This is a genomic window from Brevibacterium sp. H602 (genome assembly GCF_051172395.1).
Classification (GTDB): domain Bacteria; phylum Actinomycetota; class Actinomycetes; order Actinomycetales; family Brevibacteriaceae; genus Brevibacterium.
Genome location: NZ_JBPIZD010000010.1, coordinates 104,179 through 127,214 on the forward strand (window position 1 = coordinate 104,179; position 23,036 = coordinate 127,214).

Annotated in this window: 20 protein-coding genes and 1 tRNA gene; 9 read left to right on the forward strand and 12 right to left on the reverse strand. The window is 59.0% G+C overall.

Features of this window, described 5'->3' with window-relative positions; genetic code table 11:
* The first annotated feature begins 11 nt into the window (after positions 1-11).
* A complete protein-coding gene (locus ACSBQT_RS09470; RefSeq protein ID WP_139908212.1) occupies positions 12-734 on the forward strand; it encodes an IclR family transcriptional regulator in 723 nt (240 codons plus the stop codon).
* A gap of 150 nt (positions 735-884) precedes the next feature.
* Here ACSBQT_RS09470 and ACSBQT_RS09475 read toward each other — a convergent pair whose 3' ends face one another.
* The 4 genes from ACSBQT_RS09475 to ACSBQT_RS09490 all read right to left on the reverse strand — a co-directional run bounded on the left by ACSBQT_RS09475 (position 885) and on the right by ACSBQT_RS09490 (position 6,719).
* Positions 885-2,528 carry an N-acyl-D-amino-acid deacylase family protein gene (locus ACSBQT_RS09475; protein ID WP_410710740.1) on the reverse strand — a complete coding sequence of 548 codons (1,644 nt, stop codon included), beginning with the start codon at positions 2,526-2,528 and terminating at the stop codon, positions 885-887.
* 3 nt (positions 2,529-2,531) lie between these two features.
* The gene (locus tag ACSBQT_RS09480; protein ID WP_435001637.1) at positions 2,532-3,977 is read right to left on the reverse strand and encodes a Na+/H+ antiporter NhaC family protein; all 1,446 of its coding nucleotides are present in this window, start codon (positions 3,975-3,977) and stop codon (positions 2,532-2,534) included.
* 45 nt (positions 3,978-4,022) lie between these two features.
* Positions 4,023-5,396 (reverse strand): diaminopimelate decarboxylase, encoded by a 1,374-nt coding sequence (locus ACSBQT_RS09485; RefSeq protein WP_435001638.1) that lies wholly within the window; start codon positions 5,394-5,396, stop codon positions 4,023-4,025.
* A 327-nt stretch (positions 5,397-5,723) separates the two neighbouring features.
* Positions 5,724-6,719 (reverse strand): LacI family DNA-binding transcriptional regulator, encoded by a 996-nt coding sequence (locus ACSBQT_RS09490; protein ID WP_410710743.1) that lies wholly within the window; start codon positions 6,717-6,719, stop codon positions 5,724-5,726.
* Positions 6,720-6,889: 170 nt separating this feature from the next.
* On the opposite strand from ACSBQT_RS09490, the gene ACSBQT_RS09495 reads away from it, so the two are divergent.
* The 3 genes from ACSBQT_RS09495 to ACSBQT_RS09505 are packed head-to-tail and all read left to right on the forward strand — an operon-like array spanning position 6,890 to position 9,722.
* Complete coding sequence (locus ACSBQT_RS09495) at positions 6,890-7,090, forward strand: hypothetical protein (RefSeq protein ID WP_410710744.1); 201 nt, start codon at positions 6,890-6,892, stop codon at positions 7,088-7,090.
* A gap of 2 nt (positions 7,091-7,092) precedes the next feature.
* Positions 7,093-8,583 carry a sodium:solute symporter family protein gene (locus tag ACSBQT_RS09500; RefSeq protein ID WP_410710745.1) on the forward strand — a complete coding sequence of 497 codons (1,491 nt, stop codon included), beginning with the start codon at positions 7,093-7,095 and terminating at the stop codon, positions 8,581-8,583.
* Positions 8,580-9,722 carry a class II histone deacetylase gene (locus ACSBQT_RS09505; RefSeq protein WP_410710746.1) on the forward strand — a complete coding sequence of 381 codons (1,143 nt, stop codon included), beginning with the start codon at positions 8,580-8,582 and terminating at the stop codon, positions 9,720-9,722. The genes ACSBQT_RS09500 and ACSBQT_RS09505 overlap by 4 nt, the downstream gene beginning before the upstream one ends.
* An 85-nt stretch (positions 9,723-9,807) precedes the next feature.
* On the opposite strand, the gene ACSBQT_RS09510 is transcribed toward ACSBQT_RS09505, so the two are convergent.
* From ACSBQT_RS09510 to ACSBQT_RS09520, 3 genes are all read right to left on the reverse strand, one after another.
* Positions 9,808-10,935, reverse strand: coding sequence for an FAD-dependent oxidoreductase (locus ACSBQT_RS09510; RefSeq protein ID WP_410710747.1), 1,128 nt, complete (start codon positions 10,933-10,935; stop codon positions 9,808-9,810).
* Between the two features lie 27 nt (positions 10,936-10,962).
* Complete coding sequence (locus tag ACSBQT_RS09515) at positions 10,963-12,363, reverse strand: peptide MFS transporter (RefSeq protein WP_435001639.1); 1,401 nt, start codon at positions 12,361-12,363, stop codon at positions 10,963-10,965.
* Positions 12,364-12,478: 115 nt separating this feature from the next.
* Positions 12,479-13,048 (reverse strand): cupin domain-containing protein, encoded by a 570-nt coding sequence (locus tag ACSBQT_RS09520; protein ID WP_410710749.1) that lies wholly within the window; start codon positions 13,046-13,048, stop codon positions 12,479-12,481.
* A gap of 259 nt (positions 13,049-13,307) precedes the next feature.
* Between ACSBQT_RS09520 and ACSBQT_RS09525 the strand changes: the two genes are divergently transcribed.
* From ACSBQT_RS09525 to ACSBQT_RS09540, 4 genes are read left to right on the forward strand one after another with little or no spacing between them, the layout of a single operon-like run.
* Entirely contained in the window at positions 13,308-14,018 is a 711-nt protein-coding gene (locus ACSBQT_RS09525) for a GntR family transcriptional regulator (RefSeq protein WP_435001640.1), read from the forward strand.
* Entirely contained in the window at positions 14,005-15,156 is a 1,152-nt protein-coding gene (solA, locus tag ACSBQT_RS09530) for an N-methyl-L-tryptophan oxidase (protein ID WP_410710751.1), read from the forward strand. The genes ACSBQT_RS09525 and solA overlap by 14 nt, the downstream gene beginning before the upstream one ends.
* Positions 15,153-16,589, forward strand: coding sequence for a sodium:solute symporter family protein (locus ACSBQT_RS09535; protein WP_410710752.1), 1,437 nt, complete (start codon positions 15,153-15,155; stop codon positions 16,587-16,589). Before solA ends, ACSBQT_RS09535 begins: the two co-directional genes overlap by 4 nt.
* On the forward strand, positions 16,586-17,731 hold the full coding sequence (locus ACSBQT_RS09540; protein ID WP_410710753.1) for an NAD(P)/FAD-dependent oxidoreductase: 1,146 nt from the start codon (positions 16,586-16,588) through the stop codon (positions 17,729-17,731). Before ACSBQT_RS09535 ends, ACSBQT_RS09540 begins: the two co-directional genes overlap by 4 nt.
* A gap of 131 nt (positions 17,732-17,862) precedes the next feature.
* On the opposite strand, the gene ACSBQT_RS09545 is transcribed toward ACSBQT_RS09540, so the two are convergent.
* The 4 genes from ACSBQT_RS09545 to ACSBQT_RS09560 form a co-directional block, all read right to left on the reverse strand.
* A complete protein-coding gene (locus tag ACSBQT_RS09545) occupies positions 17,863-18,522 on the reverse strand; it encodes a TIGR02391 family protein (RefSeq protein ID WP_410710754.1) in 660 nt (219 codons plus the stop codon).
* 55 nt (positions 18,523-18,577) lie between these two features.
* Positions 18,578-18,931, reverse strand: a complete 354-nt coding sequence (locus tag ACSBQT_RS09550) for a helix-turn-helix domain-containing protein (RefSeq protein ID WP_410710755.1) — start codon at positions 18,929-18,931, stop codon at positions 18,578-18,580.
* Positions 18,932-19,473: 542 nt separating this feature from the next.
* Positions 19,474-19,863, reverse strand: a complete 390-nt coding sequence (locus tag ACSBQT_RS09555; protein WP_410710756.1) for a helix-turn-helix domain-containing protein — start codon at positions 19,861-19,863, stop codon at positions 19,474-19,476.
* A 559-nt stretch (positions 19,864-20,422) separates the two neighbouring features.
* Positions 20,423-20,495 (reverse strand) — tRNA-Thr (locus tag ACSBQT_RS09560).
* A 208-nt stretch (positions 20,496-20,703) separates the two neighbouring features.
* On the opposite strand from ACSBQT_RS09560, the gene ACSBQT_RS09565 reads away from it, so the two are divergent.
* Positions 20,704-21,822, forward strand: a complete 1,119-nt coding sequence (locus ACSBQT_RS09565; protein WP_435001641.1) for a M20/M25/M40 family metallo-hydrolase — start codon at positions 20,704-20,706, stop codon at positions 21,820-21,822.
* A gap of 55 nt (positions 21,823-21,877) precedes the next feature.
* On the opposite strand, the gene ACSBQT_RS09570 is transcribed toward ACSBQT_RS09565, so the two are convergent.
* On the reverse strand, positions 21,878-23,035 hold the full coding sequence (locus ACSBQT_RS09570) for a DNA polymerase III subunit delta' (protein WP_062244797.1): 1,158 nt from the start codon (positions 23,033-23,035) through the stop codon (positions 21,878-21,880).
* Position 23,036 lies beyond the last annotated feature (1 nt).

A 23,036-nucleotide genomic window follows, 5' to 3' on the forward strand; every position in this document is an offset into this window, starting at 1 on the left:
AGGCTGGCTTCATGGTTGAGAAGCACCGGACGGTCAGCCGTGTCATCGGCATCCTCGAGTTCGTCGTGCGGTCCCCCAACGGCGCGACACTTTCTGAGATCGCTGAGCATCTGGACGCTCCGAAGTCATCCGTCTACGGTTTCGTGCGCGGACTCGAGGCAGAGGGCTACTTGAAGGAGAACGCGGCCGGGCACTTCGTCTTCGGCCTAGGCGCTCATACCCTGCTGGCGTCACAGGCGACTTCCCTCGTCGAACTTGCATCACCAGTGATGAACAAACTCGGACAGGAGCTCGGTGAAACCATCACCCTCGCCGTATTCCTCGATCACGAGCTGACCTACGTCCACTCGGTCCCGTCCAACCAGCGGATCGGCTACAACCCCGAGATGCACACCCGCCGACCGCTCTGGCCCACGAGTGCCGGCAAGATTCTTCTGGCAGCGTCTGAGACTCCAGAGCTCAAGGCGCATGTCTTAGCGTCAGAAGATCTCGACGAAGAGACCCTTGAAGTCGAAATCGAATCAGTACGGAAAAGAGGCTACGGTCTCAACATCGGCGAAACCGTCGCAGATGTGTCCGCATTCGCTCTTGGGCTCAAGATCGGCTCGTCTTTGGCCGCAGCTATTACGGTCGGCGGCCCAAACGTCCGAATGCGGCCCCATATTGAAGAAATGGTCGATACTGCTCGTTCGGCGATCAGCAATAGTGGTCTCGACGTGTGGAACTTTGCTTAGATTGCAACAGCTTCTTATATTGACGCCGATCCAACTGTGGTCAGTCCTAACCAATGCGATCCGCGCGGCGTGAGAAAGCTGTGTTTCTCGTATCACCTTTACCTCACCCGATCTCCCTCTAGCTGGGCCTCGATGGATACCTATTCGAAGTCAGCATTTCCTCAGTACCTCACCGTGCCGATTCGCTGTGACCTGACCGTCGAAGACAGCAAACTCGCCGCCGATGAGTACGGTCGAGACTCCGCTTGCAAGTTGCCAAGGATCGCCATACGTCGAATTTTCTCGGACTGTGTCAGGATCGAATATTGCAAGGTCAGCAAAGTTTCCCTGTGCGATTAGACCGCGATCGACCAACCTCATTCGTTCGGCTGGTTGACTGGTCATCTTGCGGACAGCCTCTTCCAGGGTGATCAGGCCTTCGTCGCGCACATATTTGCCCAGTACCCTGACGAATGTTCCGAACGAACGGGGGTGCGGCATACCTTCCCCTTCGGGCTTCAGTGTCCAACCGTCGCTCGCGACCGAGACGAGCGGATGAGAAAGCACCTTCGAGACATCGGCAGGATCCATCGCGTGGTTGACAATCCCGACAGAGGCCCCGTGAGCTGCGAGGACACGCATTGCAGCTTCTTCTGCGTTGCAACCCTCTGCTCTACCGATCTGCGCGATGGAGCTCCCGATCGCCCATGTATAGTCGTCATCACTGTCCCCGTTACCGAGAGCAGAGATAACGACTCCCTCAGGATCGATGTCTCTTCCAAATCGAGCTGCCATATCGCTTGCAATCCTCGATCGCGTCATCGGATCAGCGAGTCGTTCCATCAGTGCCTCTTGCCCACCGTCCATCGCATATCCGGGCAGTCTCGAGGTCAGTCTCGTACTTGAGGCTGTGTATGGATAGACATCGGCTTTGACATCGAGTCCGTCCTCTCGCGCTCGTTCAATCCGTTCCAGCGCGAAAGCCGGCGAGCCGTAGTTCTCGGGCCCCATAGCTTTGAGATGGGAGATTTCCAGCCTGGCTCCGGCGACAGCGGCCGCATCTAAAGCTTCATCGACTGCGGAGAGAAGACTATGGGACTCGTTGCGCATATGAGTCGAGTAAAGCAAGTCGTGCGCTGCAGCTTCTGCTACTAGCGCAGCTACCTCGTTCGGCAGAGAATACATACCCGGAGCGTAAATGAGTCCACTGGAGAATCCGTATACCCCAGCTGAGGCCGCCTCCGCGACCTGTGCCTTCATCGAGGCCAGCTGGTCCATATCCGGAACGGCGTCGACCGGTCCCATCACGTACGAGCGAATACTCGACAACCCGACTTGCAGGGCGATGTTAATACCTGGTCCGATTGCTTGCACTGCCTCGGCGAACCCCTGAGCTACGGTCCAATCGGCGGTGAACTCTGCGTCAAGGTGGGCATTGTCACGCTGGACCTGAGCAACTGACCGTGCTGGGAATGGCGAGGACCCGCAGTTTCCGACAAGAGCAGTGGTGACGCCTTGCAGCAGTTGTGTCTCCGCTGCCGGATCTGCCATGACTGAGAAGTCAGAGTGGGAATGCAGATCGATGAAGCCAGGGGCAAGCACTTGGTTGTGAGCATTGATTGATTGACTCGCCCGTGCTTCGTCCAGCGAATCGACATCGCTTTGCGACTTTTCGCGCTCCGCCTCGCCAGAAGCAGTCTCGAGAGTGTCGGAGACATGGACGATTCTTCCGTCGCGGATCCCGACTTCCCCGTGGAATCCCGGACGTCCGCTGCCATCGATGATGTGTGCGTTGGTGATGAGAAGATCAAACATTGTTTACCTCGTTTCGACGAAGAGAATGAGGAAGTACATGATGCAAGCGGGAACTAGGAGCATCCATCCTGTGAACAGCATATTGCGGAGGTTCGTTGACCGTGCGAGCCCCATGACTCCCACCATGTTTCCGTTGGGGAACGGCCCGTATGTGTCTGCTTTCGATGCGAAGAGAAGCACAATGACCCACGAGCCGGCGCTCACACCGAGCGTATTTCCGAGTTCGCCGAACACCTTGTCGAGCAGAACCACCTGCGCCGCAGTAGCTCCGGGTACACCGACCCAGCCCAACAAAGCGATGATGATCGTGAAGACGAACGGGGACGCAGATTCGAGCTGTGCGCCGAATAGGTCCATGACGACGTCGAACGGAGCCAACTTGTCGATAATGATGAAGAGGGCCGCTAGCAACCAGAAAAGGATGAAGATGCTGATGACCTGCGAGCATCCTCGATAGATGGTGGAGACGATGTCCGCTACTCTCATCCGACTTGCGATGGCAGTGGCGACACCGAGGATAGGCAAAGCGAGAAGGGGGAAAGTGGTTCCGGCCGACGTGACAGCGGCGAAGACAACAGATACTGCTAAGAGTGCGAGAAAGACGAACGTCGGCAACCGCGATCCGGGGGTCTCACCAGATTTCGCTTCTCCTACTTCCTCGGTCGAATAGAAGTCATTCTTTCTGGCCGTCCAACGCTGCATCAGCGCTACCACTGGCACTCCGACTACCAGGGAGAGCAGGGCAATCGGTCCGCCACCGTAAAGGACGTACTGTCCGTAGTTCACCTCGGCCGCTTCCATGATCGCGACATTCGAGCCTGCGAACGGCGCGAGGGCAAGCCCTGCACAACCGCCGATGAAAAGCATCGACGCCGTAGCCGACTTTGTGTACCCAAGCCGAGCTGTAATCGGGAGGAGAATCGGTGCGGCGATCGCAATGGCACCGGCCAGCGTGCCGAGAGCCGCCACCAGGATCAGGCAGGAGGCCATGACGCCGAAGACCATCATGTTTTTGCCGCTTCGTCCGAACACGTGCATCACGGTCGAGACGATGCTTTGGGCGACACCGGTCACTTTGAGAACCTCGCCGACACCTGCACCGAGCATGATGATGAGGCCGATGATCGTGATCTGGTCTGCCAACGATTCTCCGAGCATCTCTCCGATCTCGATGGCTCCCATCTTCGAGATGATGATGCCTGAGACCACCGCGACAACAGTCGCTACCACGATGTCCATCCCCAGGATCGCCAATACAGCGTAGAGGACGATTGGGAGAAGCCCCCACAGCGTCGGACCGTCAGACATGAACGCTGCGACAACGGCGAGGACAACGCCAATCGTAGAGATAACCCAGATCAACCTTGATCTCCCTGGAGTTAGCGCCGTCTCATATGCATTGGATGACTTTTTCGAAGTTGGTGTATCGGGAAGAGCTTCGTTTCTCACTTCATTCTCCTAATTCAAGAGTTGTGACGTTTTAATGAGGTTCCGTTAGATGGAGGCCTCAGCAAGGATTTCCTCAGTTGTCTGTCCTCGCCTGAGAAGCACGTATTGCTGATCCCGATCGCCGTAGTAGGCGTAAATTGGGATCCGAGGCAATAGGTTGTACGAGAAGTGGTTGCTGAAGTAGTACGCTCCAGTTTCTGGCACGGCCACAATGTCTCCAGGCTGAAGAAGCGGCAACATTGTGTCTCGTGCTAGAAGGTCACCAGCGAAACAGGCAGGTCCTGCAATATCATGAGCGACCAGTTCTCCCTGTTCTTTCGGCAAACCATCGGCATCAAAGGGCAGAATTCGCAATGGCCAATCTTTCGGCGCATAGGCAGTTCGAGTCGCCACCTGAACGCCCGCATGAGTAACTGCAATCTTGCGATCGCCTGCGGACTTCACATACTCAACGCGTGTCACAATCGTTCCGGTTTTGGCGAGGAGAGCTCGTCCGAACTCTGTCACGAGGTCGAAGTCGAACAGTTCAGGAACAGCGTCTTCGAGGACCTTCCGATAGTCTGCGAAAGTAGGCGTGACTTCGTCGTCGGCGAAGTTGACTGCAAGCCCTCCCCCAATGTCAATGCGCTTGATCTGCTTATCACTGCCTCCACGGCGCGCAGATAGATCATTGACTTCCTGAGCGAGTGCAACTACCTGCGAAATTCCTTGTGCAGCGTGTTGGAGGCTGACCCCTTGTGAACCCGAATGTATGTGAATCTGCGTCATCCAAGGGCGGTCCAGATAGGCTTGAACAACTTCCGCCCGGGTACCAAGATCAGACAGGCCAATACCGAACTTCGAGGTCTTCGATGCCGTGCTAAGTGCTTCGATGTCTCCAGAGCCCGTCTGAGGATTGATCCTCAGACCGATCACTGGCATATCTTTACGGGTCAACAGAGGCTCCCGATCAGACAGAATTTCATCTACGCGGCTGAGTTCGTCGAAGTTGTCGATGTTCATCGACACTCCGAGCTCAAGCCCTTGTCTCAGCTCAGACCAGGTCTTTGCTGGTGAGTCGAAGACAATCCTGTCCGGAGAGAATCCAGACGCCAGCGCCAGCTCAAGCTCGCCCTTGCTCGCAACCTCACAGCCAGCCCCCATATCTGCGTACCTTTGGAGCAGGCCCCTGACCGGTGCAGCCTTACACGCAACCGCGTGGAGAGTTGTCCCGGGAATAACAAAAGCTGCTTCAAGATCTTTGAAGAGGACGTCGACAAGGTCGAGATCGATCAAGCCCACTAGTGGCGTCTCGTCGCTCAAGTGAGGTAAGCCGGAGCCCGGAACGTTTTGTACGAGTGAATAAACTGCCTGCGTCCGCTTTGAAACGTGATTGCGGGGGAGAGATTCGGGCGGCGTTGCACTGAAAGTCATTGGCATGTCCCTCATAATATGCACCGCCTGGTCGCTAGATGCCACAATACATTCACAGCATTTGAACTTCACCATTGTGCATAAGCCACAACCGTTGCATCTGTGTCAACGTCGTGTCGCCTAGGGCAAACTGATCAAATGCAGGATGCACTCCGCATTCAAACCAAGAGGATCGGTCTCACCAGGGAAGGAGCGAAGTTAGATTTCTCAGTCTGTACACCCCGCAGCGTCATGGGAACGCACCAAGTTTCACTTAGGTGGTGTTCGCAACACCGAACTATGCGAAACGACTTGGACCAGCGGATCTGAGGCGAGAGGGTAAGGAGCGCCTCCTTAGGAGGCTTCGGTCATGACTACCTCGTGCTCGAACCATTCGTGAGCAAAGGTTCGCGTCCCATTGAGCAACCGCTTCAGGCATAGACGGGCCATTGCCGCTCCGAATTCCTTTGCGCGGATGTTAAGAGCGACGTCGCAATCGATGAGTCGGGTTTCAATTTCACTCGTCGTCAGAACTGCCGTGCGTATTGACTCCGGTTCAATAAGCTCGGTGTACAGCTTCTGGGTACGTGCGGCCATCGACAGAAGCGTCCCTCCGTGAACAATCAGATCATACGATTTCCCCTCGCTGATTCGTCGTGAGAAATCGTCAGAAAACAACCACGAATTCGGGTCTGGAGAGACCGTGAACACATCAGGTTCCAACCCCCGCACGGTGCACCAATGCTCGAACGAGTCGATGAGCATCTGAGACCACGAATACTTGTCCAACGGCTCGAACGCGATGAGGAAGGGCGAAGTCACTTCACCTTGCTGTTCGAGCCCGTCGAGTGCCTCCGTTAGCATCTTCCAATAGTCAATCTCGATCAGTCCAGCCAACCGACTGTCCGGCAACCCCTCAATTCGACCGGCGGTAAATACGGTTGACCCATTATCGAGATTCTCGTGCAACGGACCGTCGCTCAAGCACGCGTCTACGACCACCACCACAGCGAACTGTGTCCACCGCCGCGGTTCCTTCGCATCGGAAATGATCGTCAAGTCGTACCCATACTGTCCCAGCTCGTCTGCGACCGACATCGCAAACGCCATGTAAAACTCCATCCCGAGCACCCGCCGGGGAATGTAGATCCCGACGTTGAGGCTCGACCCGCTACGAAGAGACTGCGCGGGTCGATTTGGCGAGTATCCCAACTCGGCCGCGCCCTTGAGAATCTTGGACCGTGTGGCCTCGGCAACTCGACCTTGCCCACGCAGCGCATCAGACACCGTTGTCACGGACAATCCGACGTGAGCGGCGAGATCATGCAGCGTGGGCGAGGGGCGCGTCATATGGGAACAGTATCAGCACCGATGACGAGCGTCGGACCGTTTGCCCTTCGGTCAGTCAGACAGCCGTTGGCGGCCGAGCTCTTGACACGGAGCTAACGAGCATGACTACACTTCATCAATGCCGGAACGTTCCGGCATATGGCAGTCAAACGTTTCGAAGGTTGATGCACATGTCAAAGAAGACAAGTCCCACCCGAACGGTCAGGGCAATCATTGCTCTTGCCACCGTCCTCATACTCTTCCCACCCCTGCACTGGATCTTTGGCCAAGCCTGGTGGTCATTTGCCTACATCGTCGGCAGTTCTGTTCTCGTCTCGGCATTGGTTATCATTCTCAACAGGATCACTCTCACCGCTGAGGGAGGCGACTGAGCATGTGGATCACGTTCGGCATGATTGCCGTCTTCTTCATTTTCGTCATCATCGTCATGGAGCGCACCTCAGCCAAAGACTCTTCCTTCTCTGACTACGCTACTGGCGGCCGGTCGTTCAACTCCGTCTACGGAACCGCCGCGTTCATCAATACCTGGTTGCCGGGTACTGTCTTCATTTCCTTCGCAGGGCTCACTGCTGGCAGCGGCGTGACAGGGTTCTATCTGGTCCAGTACAGCGTCTTTGCCGCCATCATCATGTTTCTGTTGGCCAAGCCCGCCTACCTCTGGGGAAATCGTTACGATCTCCGTACCCAAGCAGACCTACTCGGACTCCGCTATGGCTCGACGCCAGTCCGCGTTATCGCAGCAATCATCGGGGTCGTTGCATCAGTCCCATGGGTCGTTCTGGGAATGCAGTCGTTGGCGCTCATTTTCAGCTTCTCGTCCGACGGAGTCATCGGGCCCGTGCTCGCCGTTGTCCTGGGAGTCATCGTTCTGACTATCCGACAGATCTGGACCGTCAAGTTCGGTATGCGAGGCGTAATGATCTCCGACTTGATTCAGGGAATCGCCGCGTACTTGATGGGATTCATTGTCATCTTCGGACTCATCGTCTGGCTCATCGCCAACAACCACGGATTCGCCCAAGTCGACCCTGCGCTCCTCATTCTGCCCGGACCAGGAAGCGAGCTTGGTCCACTGTATTTGTTTTCGCTCGTTCTTACTGGAGCACTGGGCGGATGGTGCTGGCCGGACATCTTCGTTCGCCTCTTCACGCAGAACGGTGTGAGCACCATCCGGCGCACATCCGTCCAGGCAGTTCCGATCCTGCTCGTCTTCGCCACCGCACTCAACGTGATGGCACTGCTGGCGTCCTCAGTGCCAGAGGTCGCCGCAGCACCGGACACCGTGTGGTTCGTCTTGGCTTCATTCGGAGGTCCCCTGCTGCTCGGCCTCGCCGGCATCTGCGTGCTGTGCGGCTCAATGGGCAACGTCGGCGCGAACCTCCAGGCAATCGGAGCCATGACCGCCAACGACATCATCGGACCGATGAGGAAACAAGAGATTCAGAACGCACGGATCGGCAAGATCTCCGTGGCTGCTATCACGATCCTTTCATCACTCGGGGCGCTGGCAACCGCATCTACCACAACAGGGCTCGTGCTGTGGGCCCAAGTTTCCTACCAAGGAATCTGCCAGCTCGCCCCGACACTGTTCCTCGGCATTTTCTGGCGACGAACAACTGCGCTCAGCGCCATCCTGGGAATGGTGCTCGGCTTCGGTACCGCCGCTATCGTGCAAATCTTCTACCCGATCTCCGTGCCCTGGCTAGGCGGGATGACCTCAGGAATTGTCGGGCTGATCGTCAACACCGGAGTGATGGTTGCAGTCAGCCTGCTCATGCCCAATAACGCGCACGAACAGACTCGAGTCGACAACCTCTTCGACGAACTCAATCAGATCCAGAAGGACGAGAAGCAAGCATCATGACCAAGGCAGAACGCACGACTACACGCAGGACCGGCTACATTTGGCACGAACGCTTCGGATGGCACGACACCTCTACCCACGTCGGCTTCCTCCCTGCAGGCGGCTTGCTTCAGCCGCTTGAGCACTTTGAAAGCTCCGCGTCGAAAACGCGAATGGCGAGCCTCATCGAGGTCAGCGGCCTTCGAAAGAATCTGACCGACCTGGAATTTGACCCTGCCACAAAGGAACAAATCCTTTCGGTGCACACGGAAGATTACGTCGACCGCATCATCGATCAGAGCAATTCAGGAGGCGGTGACGCCGGTGACGGCACCTCGCCCTTTGGCCCCGGCGGCTATGAAATCGCACAGATGGCAGCCGGCGCAACGACATCGGCGCTCCTCAACGTGCTTGACGGTACCGTCGACAACTCGTACGCGCTCGTACGTCCCCCAGGCCACCACGCGGAGCCTCAACAGGGTCGCGGGTTTTGCATCTTCTCGAATGTCAGCATCGCAATCAATGAAGCCAGACGTCAGGGAAAGGCACGCCGAATTGCCATCGTCGACATCGATGTCCACCACGGCAACGGAGCACAGAAGATCTTTTGGGATGATCCGGAGGTACTGACGATCTCCGTCCACCAAGACCGCCTGTTTCCTCTGGACAGTGGCAAGTTCGACGAGACTGGAAGTGAGGAAGGCAAACGAACCAACATCAATCTGCCGCTTCCCGCCGGATGCGGCAACGGCGCGTATATTGCCACTGTTGCCGAGAACGTCGTCCCAGCTCTCGAAGCGTTTCGCCCCGAAGTGATCATCGTCAGCTGCGGATTCGACGCGTCGGTGGCAGACCCTTTGGGTCGGATGTGCGTTACAGCCGCAGGCTATGCGCAGATAACTAATGTCCTCATGTCTGCGGCCGACTCACTCTGCGAAGGAAAGCTCGTCTTCTCGCATGAGGGGGGCTACTCACCTGCCTACGTCCCGCTCTGCGGACTTGCTGTCGTCGAAACTCTAGCTGGCATCGAGAAACTCACTCCCGATCCGTTCGTTTGGGCATTCGACGAGTACCCCGTTCACGAGGTAACTCATGATCAACGGGATGCAATAGACCAAGGGCACCATGTCATTCAGGAGGCAATTAAGTCGATGCGCTAGAGCGCAAACCGATCGACCAAGCCAACCTGAGGGGCCCGCTCGGATAAGCAAGAACGGACCCCTCATGTTGGCGATTCAGATTGGCTCAGAAGGGCTGATGGTCCTGTTCAACAATGAACGAGTATTCCTCACCAATCTCCTGCTCAAGGGCCAACTGCGCTCCGAGCTCACCAATCGCTGGCGACGTCTTGAATCCCTTGCCCGAGAAACCGGCCATGACCAGGACCTTGCCCATGGAAGGATGCCGCCCCACGTACTCAATGCGAGACTGCGTATACGCCTCGAAGTATGGGTTGATCCGCATTGGATACGACTCGAGGTTCGGGAAGAAATCACGGACCAGTTCGCGCACCGCGGTCAGGTCCGATTCACCGACACGGACGTCAGCGTCATCAGGAGAGTCGACCGCCATGTGATTGGCAAATCCCAGTCCGAGCTTCATCGCCGCCCCGTCGGCCGTCGGGAGTCCGTAAGAATAGTTCGGGGCAGCCCTGATGTACGGCATGAGCCCGGAAAGGTCATGACCAGGGCGCGGAAGGAACCACGTCGACAGCAGCCGGCGCGGAGCCAGCAACGGCGCAATATCGGGAAGCAATGCCGACGTCCACGCACCGGCCGCTACAACCACCTTCTCGAACAGTTCGTCGCTGTCGCCTGTCGTCACTCGCACCTGGGCTCCGCGCTGTTCAATCCTGGTCACTCTGGATTCTGTGCGAATTGATGCCCCTTGTCCGATGGCAGCGTTGGCTGCTGCTTGGATCGCACGATCTGGATAGATGGTCCCAGCGTCACGGTCGAGGACTCCGAACTCGTTCTCATGAAGGTTCAAGTCCGGATATCGGTGTCTCATAGCATCCTGCGAGATCACCTCGGCTCGGTCACCGAGAAGCTCGGCCGATCCTAGAGCTGTTGTCGATGCAACAGTGCCTTCTTCGATAATCGTCAACGCTCCGTCCAAGGAGCGAAGTCGCGGGAGGGCCGTCTCCTGCAGCTCATTCCAGAGTTCGTCAGCACGTTGGACCACCGGGAAGTAACGCATGTCTTCGAGCTCGACGTACCTGAACAGACGCGATTCGCCGCCTGCGGCTCCTCGCGGATGACCGGGACTGTAGAGCTCGTAACCCACAGCATCGACGCCCCGCCGAGCCAATTGCCACAACACCTGTGAGCCGATAGTCCCCGTTCCGATTACTGCAATGCGAGGGGTGTTCATACGATCAACTTCCTTTAGGTTCGACGGTCAGTCCAGTCCGGCGTATAAATTTCGCTGCAGCGGCTTGCGCACGAGTAGCAGGATCAGTCCCACGAGAACTGCGACAGTGCCGATACCGGCGAAGTACGCATTATTCGGGATGGCTGCGAAGAGTTGTCCGAGCAGGCCGGACAGTGACGAGCCGAGCGCCAGCGTCAAGAAGTTCACTGCGACCATCTGAGCGGTAAAAGCTTTGGGCGCGATTTGTGTCGCCAGTGCAAGTCCAATGGGCCCGACGAAGTTCTCAGAACTGCCGACGATCACCATGAAGAGCAGGACCAGAAGCACCGGAATTGCTTCCTGGTACACCAACGCGGAGATGAAAAGGATGAAGAAGAAGCCCACGCCGATCTGGATCATTCCGATCGAGAACTTTGCCCCGGCTCGCGGTTGCCGCGCACCCAGCTTCTTCCACAGGGACGCGATGAGCGGCGCGGCCAACACACCCGCTAGCGGGCTGACCATCGCGACCCACCCGACAGGGAAGGACCACCCGCCGAGATCGCGATCCACCCGGTCTTGGATGAGGATCGAAACGGCGGTGAACTTCTGGAACAGGAATCCGAAGTACAAGCCAGCAGCCAGGAACAAGGGTATGTATGCACCAACTCGCCGCTTCTCCGACCTGGAGACCTTCTTCGACGAGAGCATCACCCCGAAATAGATCGCCGCCGCGACAAGAGCAACCACTGTGGCAACGGTGGACAGGCTCTCCGCAGCCAGCACGCCGGTCCACGCGGCGATGATGATGGCAATGATCGCGACAAAGGTCAGGCCGATGGCATTGCGTGCACCCGTCCGCGACAGGGGGCGAGTGATCTGCCCAGCCCGTTCTGGGAGGTTCCGTGACGAGAACACGTATTGCACGAGGGCGACGATCATTCCGATTGCGGCGAGAGCAAATCCGGGGTGGAAGCCCCAGCTCTCCTGCACGAACCCCGTAGCGAGGGGCCCGAGTACTGCGCCGGTGTTGATCGCCATGTAGAAGTACGAGAAACCTGCGTCCCTCCTGGCGTCCGTCTCGTTCTCGAGGACGAATCCGACGATCGAAGTGATGTTGGTCTTCAGCGCTCCCGTTCCGAGAATAATAAGAACGAGACCAACCGAGAGCCCTGGCATTCCCGGGACGAACGCCAGCGCGATATGGCCGAGGGCGATGACTATTCCGCCGATGAGCACGAGACGCTTCGGGCTGAGGACACGCTCCCCCAACCACGCGCCGACGAGCTGAGCGATGTATACCGCTCCCCCATACGCGCCGACAATCCCTGCCGACGCAGCAGAACCCAGAGCCAGTCCACCCCTGTCGAGCTCGTAGAGGAGGTAAAAGGCCAGGATGCTCTGAAGGCCATAAAAGGAGAACCTCTCCCAGAGCTCGGTGAAGGCCATGCCTCCAACACTTCGCGCACGGGCCTGGCGCGCCACTGGTTTCACATCATTGTGGATCGATGTCAACGTCTTCCTTCTTTCATGGGAGCAGCGTCGTTGGTGCAATCAACTGGTTTCAGTACGTCGGAGGAGCCATCATCCACACGACGCGTGCGGCTGCGGTGCCGGTGGCTTCGGCCACCCGGTGGGGTTGATCGCTCTTGTAGTGAAGCGAATCCAATGCGGCCAATCGGTTGGTCGTGCCGTCGACGGTGACTTCGACCTCACCCTCGATGACTAGAAGGATCTCCTCGGACGCCCCGTGAGTGTAGGGTTCGACTCCGGTGTCCCCACCGGGCTCGAAGTGCCCCACGAGCACTTCAAGATGATCGAAGTGCGACGGAGAAATCTTGACCTTCGACGCTTCATTGCCGAATCTCTTGCGCGCGGCATCGGCGAACCGAAGGACAGGGCTGCCTTCAACATTCGGTTCGTTGAACAGGTCGCCGACGTTGAGTCGAATCACGCCGCAGACGTTTTGTAAGGTCGCCACGCTTCCCATCGCAATGCCGCGCTCAAGCTGGGATAGGTATCCCGTCGTGATGCCGGCTTCCTCTGCGACTTCCTTGAGGGTCAGCTGCAGAGCCAAACGGCGCTTCCGTAAGCGTTCTCCGAGAAGATTCTCATTCTGTGGCTCAGATCTCATTTACTCAAAGTACAATTATTTTTACTCTGAAGTCAATCAGGTTGAGTCGACTCCCGTCTCGCTGATGATGCTTGCGGACCAAGGCGAACTCGATCGCTCGATCCTAAGTCAGGCACAAAAGATCGCGCTCAGCTCGACCCCAGACGCGTCCAAGTTCGTTCCCCAGAGGACCATTCCCGAGCCACCATAGATCGGGTGGTTCAAAAGTAATTACCTTTATATTATTGCAATCTCTTATCCATGTGTCTAGCATCACAGTATGGCGACGGCGAAGCACCTTGAGATCCGCGAGAGCATCGAAGCAGACATCCACAGAGGGCTCTTCGACGTGGGGCAAAAACTCCCCACGGAGAAGGAACTCATGGAGCGTTTCGGCGTCAGTCGCAACCCCGTGCAGAAGGCAATGAACGCGTTGGTGGAAGCCGGCCTCGTCTCTCGCAAACGCGGATCAGGAACGATCGTCGCTTCAACTGGCCTGCGCACCAACCTGCTCCGGATGATGGATCCTTCGCTGACCAGCCCTGAAGTCGACGGCGACCATAAAGTCGTCAGCGTCGAAGTCTCCTCAGCCGAATCATTTCCACTCAGCCGGAACGTGTTCCCAAAAGGGCAACCAACTGCTGCGCTGACGAGGATGAAGTACAGCGCTGATGGTCAACCACTGGCTCTCGAACGGTGCTGCATCAATCTCAGCCGTGCGCCAGAAGTCCTCTCGCAGAACCTGGAGCACCTGACCACGATCGCCTATTACAACTCACTCGGCCTTGGGATCAGACGGGCAAACACCGTCCTCAGAGCAGCTCTCCTGGAGACGTTCGATGCCAGCCACCTCGAAATTTCTTCCTCGGAACCAGTCGTCTGCCAACAGCGCACCACTCACTTGGCCGATGACTCCATCATCGAGGTCGCCGAGTTCTACATCCACCCCCGAAATATGACTCTGGAGGTCAGTCAAATTGACAACAGCTAACCCCGAGAAAATCGCCGTCGTCGGAGCCGGCATCATCGGAACGATGACCGCATGGCAACTCGCCACACGCGGATACGACGTCACCGTATTCGACCAGTGGAACTCCCCGAACGACCGAGGCGCATCGGCTGGCGAGTCGCGAATCTTTCGGACCATCTATAAAGAGGGCCCGGAGTATGTGCCCATCCTGAGGAAGTCCTTCGACAAGTGGCAGGAGCTACAGTCGAATCAGAACACCTCCGTACTCACCATGTGCGAAGGTCTCATGATCGGCCATCCCGACATCGAAGACGTTGCCGCCGTCATCGACTGTGCTCAGGCCGCGGACCTCGACCACGAAGTGCTCTCGCAAACGGAGATGGCGAAGCGGTACCCGCAGTTCGGGCTCGACAGCGACGAAGTCGGCGTCTTCGATCCGGTTGCCGGAGTGTTTCGACCAGAAGCTGCTGTACTGGCTGCACGCAAGGAAGCCGAGCGACTCGGGGCCAACTTCAAGCCCTATACCCGAGTGCTCAACATCCGATCACTGAGCCACTCGGTCATGGTCGACACCGCCGATGGCGCTCACGCGTTCGACAAGATCGTCGTCTCCACCGGCCCGTGGGTGAACGAACTGACCGAGTTCGACTCCAGCACCGTCGAAGCATTGCGCTTGGTCGCCATGTGGTTCCCAGCCAAAGACGTCCCATTGCACACGCCAGAACACATGCCGATCTCCATCCGTCGACATCCAGAAGGCGGATTCTCCTGCTTCCCTGCCCTCGACGGACTCGGAATCAAAATTCTTCCCCACCACCTCGCCTGGAAAACACTTGACTCGGTCGATGACCTCCCCCGATTCATTGAAAACGAAGTCGTCCAATCAACCGAACACGCCGTGGCCCGCCTCATGCCAGGAGTCGACCCCATTCCCTACCGGGTGTCCACATGGACAGAAGGATTCACCGTCGACGGTGCACCGATCGTCGGTCCCTCGAGCGCCGACTCCCGCATCGTTCTAGCTGTGGGCATGTCTGGTCAAGGATTCAAATTCTCACCGATGATGGGCTCCATCGTCAGCGACTTCGTTGAAACGGGCACCTCATCAGATGCGATCGCCATCATGGACTCTCAGCGCTTTGATCGGAGCTCGTCATGAACATCGGCACCACAGTACTCATCTCAGTCACTGCTGCCATCGTCATCGGGATCGGGGCGCTCATCTCGTTCTATGTAGGTAAACGAGCCAAATCCAATGACTCCTGGGTCGTCGGCGGCCGTAACCTCCCGCTCTACGTCATCGCCTTCACCCAATACGCCACCGCAGTCGGCGGCGGCGTACTCGTCGCCCACGTCGGCATCGCCTACGCATGGGGTCTGTCGGTGTTCTGGTACGAAATCTTCGTCATCGTCGGCCTTCTCGTCATTGCGATCTTCGCTGGATGGCTGCGCCGCCGAACGTTCTCGACCATTCCCGAAGTCTTCACGAAACTCTATGGTGAGCACCGGCTCATGCTCTCTATGGTCGCGCTGGCCGTCATCGTCGTTCCGTTCGGCTGGTTGGCCACGCAGTTCATCGCCTTCGCCAACCTCTTCAACGCGGTGACGGGCATCGGGATCACGCCACTGATCATCATCATGGCCGTGGTCTCCATCGCATTCGTCCTCCCCGGCGGACTGACATCAGTCGCCTGGTCCGACTTCTTCTTCGGCGTCTTCATGGTCATCGCATCGATCGTCGTCGGCGCATACGCGATCATCAACGCCGGCGGACCGTCGACGATCGTGAAGAACCTCCCGGCCGAGCTGACCACGATGCCTACCGGGCTCACTGCCGCAGGTGGACTGACGATCCTGCTGTGGCTGTTCTCCATTCTCCCAGGAACGCTGACCAATCAGCTCTACTACCAGCGCATCTTCGCTGCCAGCAACGTCAAACAGGCCCGACAGGGCCTCTATCTCAGCAGCATTCTGATCGGCATATCCGGAATCTATGCACTTATCGTCGGAGTCTCGGTGCGCAGCATGACCGACCAGTTCGGCGTCGACGGCCGCGAACAGGCAGCAGGGTGGTTCCTCGCCCAATTGCCAGTCTGGCTCATCGCAATCTACGGTGCGTTCCTCATGGCCACGATCGTCTCAACTACCGGGTCGGCACTGCACTCTGTCGTGGTCAACTTGGTCAATGATCTCAGGCCAGCGTTCGTCAAGAACAAGGACACATCTTCCGACCTCGTTGCGATGTCTCGGTGGTGCACCGTCGCAGTCTCCGCAATCGCTGCAGTCCTTGCCATCGTCTTCCCCACCGCGCTCAACTGGCTCGTCGCAACGTACGCCTACTCGGCCTCGATGCTGGCCGTGCCGTTCCTCCTCGGCATGATTTTGACCAACAAATGGAAACTCGACGTATCAGTCGGATATGTCTCTATGGCGGCCGGTCTCGTCGTGTGCGCAATCGCCCACATCGCAGGAACCACCATTCCCTACGCAATCTTCGGCATCATCGCGAGCCTCATCGCCTACCTCATCATGCTTGCCGTGAAGAAACCGCAAGCCCGAGCACTCTCCGAAAAAGAAGGAGCCCTTTCATGAAGATACTCGTCATCGGTGCAGGAGTCCTCGGACTCACCACCGCATTCAACCTCGTCGACGACGGACACGACGTCACGATCGTCGACAAGACAGGACCATACGCACAAGCAAGCAGTCGCTCATTCGCCTGGATCAACGCCAACCACAAACTCCCCGCCGAATACCACCGGCTCAACCGTGCCGGTATCGCGGCTCACGAGGAGTTCCAGAAACGATTCGCCAGTCACGGAACGTGGTTCCACCAGCACGGGTGCATCATGTTCGACAGCTCACCAGACAAAGCGACCGGATATGACGAGCGATTCACTGAATCGGCGGAGCTTGACTACCCGGTCGAACGAATCGACTCTGGCCGCCTACGCCAGCTTGAACCCACTGTGAGCTGGCCGACGGACTCAGGCTTGTACTTTCCTCTCGAAGCTCACTTGGACAACGAAGCGTTCGGCAGCCTCATTGAGGGCTTCCTCGAAGAGGCCGCCGTCGTTCCGGAAGTTGCAGAAGTTGTCCACGTAAGAACCGACTCAGACACGGCGACAGTGGAATTCGCTGACGGAGGCACACGGGACTTCGACCAAGTGATCATCGCAGCCGGCGCAGACTCCGGAGCCATCGCAGATCGATCGGGTCTCCTGCTACCAGTGGCAGATTTGTCTCAGCCCGGACCACGGACACACAGCCTGCTCGGTGTCACTGCTCCCACAGACGTGAACCTCAACCGGATCATCATTTCCGACAAGATCAACGTTCGTCCGCGTCGCGACGGTAGCATGTTCGTCCAGATTCCTTCCGTGGAAGCTCGTACCGAAGAAGGAGAGAGCCCGGGACTGCACAACGAGGTCCGGGCCGTCATGGAGACCGAGCTTCAATCGCTCTTTGGCACGCACATCCCAGTGGACCGCGTCATTTTCAGCGGACGCAGCTTCCCGGAAGACGGGCTGAGCATCGTCGGATACCTCGACGATCACCACCGGGCTTACTCGCTTGTCACCCACAGCGGAATGACCATGGCTCCCCTACTAGGACGGCTCGTTGCTGATGAAGTTCGAGGAGACAGCTCACCGCTGCTCAAAGCGTTCCGACCAAGCCGATTCGCGGACGGGGTAGTAAGCGCTACACCCTCTACCTTCATCGGCCGACAGTAGGACCGCGGATCGCCGTGCCCGGGCATCGCATCAGCGCCCGGGCACGCACTAATCGAAGTCAGTCGTTATGCCGAAACTTGACCAAGCTCCGGTACGGACGGGCGTTCAGACCTCGCTCTGCGAGAGAGCCGCTACTTCGCAGTCGCGCCGTCGAGCTGGCGATGAAGCAGGCTGGCGAATCCGAGGTATTCCAACGCTTGTTGAGGGTCCCGGGGCCGGAACAGGTCGTGCGCCCTTGGATTCCGAACTCCGAGCATCGCCCCACGGAAGAGCGCTGCGAACCCCTCTTGCTCGTCCTTTCCGCTCTGACCAGATGCGGTGGACACAGAAACCCGCGGGTTCGAGCCGCCGAACACCTCACCCATCAACTTGACGCCAGACTGCGTGGACTCCGTGAGCTCCCGCACGCGGACTTCGATCGACTTGAATGCCTCGCTCACGGCGGCTTCGTAGTGCCCGTCGGCGAACAGTTCGCTCGATGAGCCGATGATGTCCTCATGAAGGTTCTCGATCGACAGTCGGCGTACAGCTGCTATTCGGCTCGGCGGTGCAGCGCCCCAGGTCACGTGGATGTGCTCCATGCCGCGGAATGATGGCCCCGTGGGATTGTTGACGTCGACAGCCGCCGCGACCTTACGAGCTGTGCCGCCGCGTGGGTCCGGGAACTCCACGACATCGCCTTCATATATCGGCGTGTCTACAGCAAAGAACCCGGTCTTTGCCTGGATGTGAGCCTCCACGTCAAATCGCTGCTCGTCTTCGGTACCGGGGCGGTGGACGATGGTGACCATCGTGGTACCGAAAGTACGGAAGCGAGACGGGAGCGATGCCATATTTCCAATGTTGTCATTGACTGCCGAATACCGCCAGCAGGTCCGTGCCACGGCAGTCTCCGCATCTGCCGCTCCCTGGCAGATGCATGCGAGAGACTCGACTCATGATCCGCAGACTGAGCAGGATCGCCGGGCGTACGCCGAGGGCCGCCGCGATGGCGATGAGGTTGTCGACGGTGGCGGCCCGCTCCCAGTGCTCGATGCGGCGCAGGTCCGCGGTCGTCAGCCCGTGGCCGAGCTGGAAGAGGACGTAGGCGAGCTCGTCGAGGCTGAGGTCGCGCAGCTGGCGGTAGTGGTGGACGGCGTCGGCGAAGGCGCGGGACGTGGGCGGGAAGTCGGCTATGGCATCAACTGTATGGCGGGGCACGGACACAGGATCGGCTCGAAGGCAACGGCTGCGGGAGGACTGCCGTGGACGTGGGGACAGGCGGGAGGTTCGCGGCCCCGCCCTACGGGCGGCGGCTCGCCGCCAGGCCGGAGTCGCGGGAGGAAGGCGGATGGTTGGGGGCTCGCCTCAGTCACACGCGGATTCCCGTGTGACTGGGTGCGTGATGGTGTGTGTGACTAGGTGTGTGACCGGCATTTCGCCTCATAAACCAACATCACTGCATGCTCACTCACGACCAGTCACATACATACCCCTCGAAAGAAGTATGCGCGCACGTGCGCGGGGATATATACATATAGATCCCCCGCGCATACGCGCAAGAGGTCGAAAGGGTGTGTGACTGTGTGACCGGGGTTGTTTTCGTCTGGTTTACCAAGCAATTCGCAGTCACACATCCTGTGTGACCGGAGCTCGCACCGCCACCGCCTGCCGCCCTTCCACGAGCGTCCAGCCCGGCACTCAGCGCCGACCATGGAGAGCCTGGCCGCCGGGCCGCGGCTCGCGAGCATACGATCCGGCGGTCAGTTCTCCAGGGAAGCCTCAAGTCCCTCGATCTCCTTTTGGATATGAGCCATCGCGGACTGCGCCTGCTGAAATTCCGACTCTGCCGCCTTCGCTCGCTGCTCCTGCAGCTCGAGGTCGCGCCGGAGCGCGCGGATCCTGCGGTCGACGCTACTCGTGGCGGTCAGCAGGGTCATGAGCGGCACGTCGAGGGCCTCAGCCGCAGCAACGGCTTCATCAAGGCGGACGGCCCGTTGAGACCGTTCGATGCGCGTGACGGCAGTCCCATCGACGGAATAGCCGAGTATCTCCGAGATCCGCTTGGCCAGCGCCGTCTGGCTGACGTCCGCTCGGGCGCGCTCCTCGCGGAGGCGTCGAGCGAAGGTATCGGTCGGCGAGGTGTCGGCCACGGCGCGTCTCCTGATCTACGAGGAAGTCGATACTGCTGCAATCACAGTACCGCACTTTGAAACTGGTGAAATCGCAGTGCATCGTGTAATCTTGTAGGCAAGGCTGCACCCAGTTGGTGCAGCCAATCCAGTGCAGAGGCTAGAGTCGATCTGGTCCCGAACAAGGCGATCAAGGACTTCCTCCGTGCCCATCGAGGCTTGTCGATCGATCATGCCCGACGTGGGGTCGATTGGCTGTTGTATCTGCGGACCGAGGCACCAAAGAACCCGTGGACCTTCGTCACCGCAGACGCCTGGGCACTCGACCGTCAGCGGCCGGTCGTGATCAAGCCCGAGACAGGATAGGGAAGAGACGAAACGGTTGTATGGGACCGGGTTCAGTGTCGAGGACGGTAACGGCATCCAGAAAGGCTGGGGAGGCCGGTCGCGGTGAGAACGACGGGTAGGACACGCCGCTGCTGTACACACATTTTGGCCTATAACCCGAGGTGTCTCTCAGCTGAACCAAACAAAAAGCCCCTCTGATCATCATTTGTGCTGATCAGAGGGGCTGTTGCCGAGCCGCCTGCGGGAATCGAACCCGCGACCTATTCATTACGAGTGAATCGCTCTGCCGACTGAGCTAAGGCGGCAACCGAACCAACTTTAGCCAACTTCTCTGCCAGCGGTCAAAACGGCGATCACCCTACTGGGCGGTGAAGACAGAGAGCTTCGTCACCCTCTTACTGATGGGCGACATCCGGGCGTCTGGCCCGCCGTCGAACGGGTGCCGCACAGCAACAGTCACGCACCCGCTAACCTTGAAAGGACAGTTGGCACAGACACGAGGGTGAGACATCCATGGCAGAGTTCGACTCCGACGACTTCATGAGTGATTTCCAGGCGCTCATCGAATGCGAGTCGTTCTCCAACGACCTCTCTTCCTTGGCCCGCAGCGCCAGACTCGTCTCGCGCATCGGCACCGGAATGCTCGGTGCCGCACCTCAGATCATCGAGACCGACGGCCACCCGCATGTGCTGTGGCGCTTCGGCGCCGGCCCGCGCAAGGTCGTGCTCATCGGCCACCACGACACCGTCTGGCCCATCGGCACGCTCGCTGACTTTCCGTATTCGGTCAAGGACGGAGTGGTCCGCGGACCCGGTGCCGATGATATGAAGGGCGGACTGCTCATCGCCATCTACGCGTTGGCAAAGGTCCGCTCCGAACTCGGCCACCTCGATGGTGTCAGCCTCCTCATCACCGCCGATGAAGAACTCGGCTCCCCGGGTTCCCGACAGATCATCGAAGACGAAGCACGCGGGGCGAAAGCCGCTCTCGTGTTCGAAAGCGGCGCCGCCGACGGCGCCGTCAAGATCGCTCGCAAGGGAGTGGCGATCTACCAGCTCGAAGTCACCGGCCTGGCATCGCATGCCGGAGTCGAACCGGAGAAGGGCATCAACGCCACCATCGAGGTGGCCAACCAGGTCGTCGAGATCGCTGGCCTGCACAAACCCTCGGCCGGAACCTCTGTCGTCCCGACCGTGATGACCAGCGGCTCGACAACGAACACCGTACCGGCCAAAGCCGTCGTCGGCATCGACTCCAGAGCCGCCTCGGCGGATGAACAGGTGCGCATCGACGATGCTCTGCGCGCCCTGACGCCCACCGTGGCCGGTGCGAAGATCGAACTCAAGGGCGGAATCAACCGTGCTCCGCTCGAAGAGGACATGGCGATGGGCCTCTACGCCCGCGCCCAACGGCTGGCCGGACGACTTGGGCATCCCCCGCTGCGGTCCGTCGCCGTCGGCGGAGGGTCTGACGGCAACTTCACCGCCGGAGTCGGCACTCCGACCCTTGACGGTCTCGGCACCGTCGGTGGAGGCTCCCACGCCCGCACCGAACATGCCCTGCAGATCTGGATTCCCCGCCGCATCGAACTCACCGCGGCACTCGTCACAGAGTTCCTCAGCGAGAGCTGAGGGGCCGACTACTCCCCCGGCGCTTCTCGACGCCGTCGATTCAGGGCCCCGGAACTCAGATCGCGCCGGTGCGGTCTTCCTGCAGCCAGGGGTTCGACAGCAGCACGAAGGCTGCTTCGACGATGAGCACCGGCGACATGTTCGTCTGCAGACGCTGCCGGGCCTCGGTGATGGCGTCGATGCGCAGCAGCGTGGTGTCGGGACCATCCCGGTTCGCCTGTTCGGCGATGAGATCGACTTCGCCGGCGTTGATCCACCCGTCACGGATCCCCAGCTGGTACATGAGGATGTCGCGGTAGAGGCTCATGAGTTCGAGGAAGATCCGGTCGAGCTCATCGTTGCGGGCCCGCACCGAGCGGCGCTTCTGCTCCTCCTCGAGCTTCCTGATCTGCGCTCTGGCCGACGGCGGAATCGTCTTCTCCCCTTCGACACCCAAGGTGGTCAGCAGCTGAGTCCGCTCGGCGGCGTTGCGCTCTTCGACTCGTGACTTCGCGGTTTCGGCAGCGTTGTCGACGATGCGGCCGGCCAAACGGATCGTCGCCCCCACGGAGGTGAGTTTGCCGGGGATCGCGAGAATCTGTTTACGTTCGGCATCAGCCGATTCGTTGAGTGCGAGGTATTTCGCGCGCCCGATGTGGTTCTGGGCCACTGCGGCAGCCCAGTGTGCGCGATCTTCCGAGACGTTGTCGCGCTGCATCAGCAGCTGTGCCACGGCATCCCGAGAGGGGATGCGCAGTCGCACAGGACGACACCGCGACCGGATGGTGGTGAGCACATCGATCGGACTCGGCGCGCACAGCAGCCACACGGTTCCCGGAGGCGGCTCTTCGATGGCTTTGAGCAGCACGTTCGCTGTGCGTTCCATCATCCGGTCGGCATCTTCGATGATGACGACGCGCCATTTCGAGTTCACGGGCGACGCCTGTGCCTTGGACACGAGTTCACGGACCTCTTCGATCGATATGACCGATTTCTGCGTCGACATGATCGTCAGGGACTCGTGATGACCCGACAGCACTCGGGCGGTCACGTCATTCGATTCAGTGCCCCCGGAGATGAGCGCGGCGGCGAAGGCGCGCGCCGCGTTCGACCGCCCCGACCCGGGCGGTCCGGTGAACAGCCACGCGTGGGTCATCGCCGCCGGGTTGTCCAGGGCATAGCCGAGCTGGGTGATGACGTCATCTTGCCCGACGAGTTCGTCGAAGACGCTCACT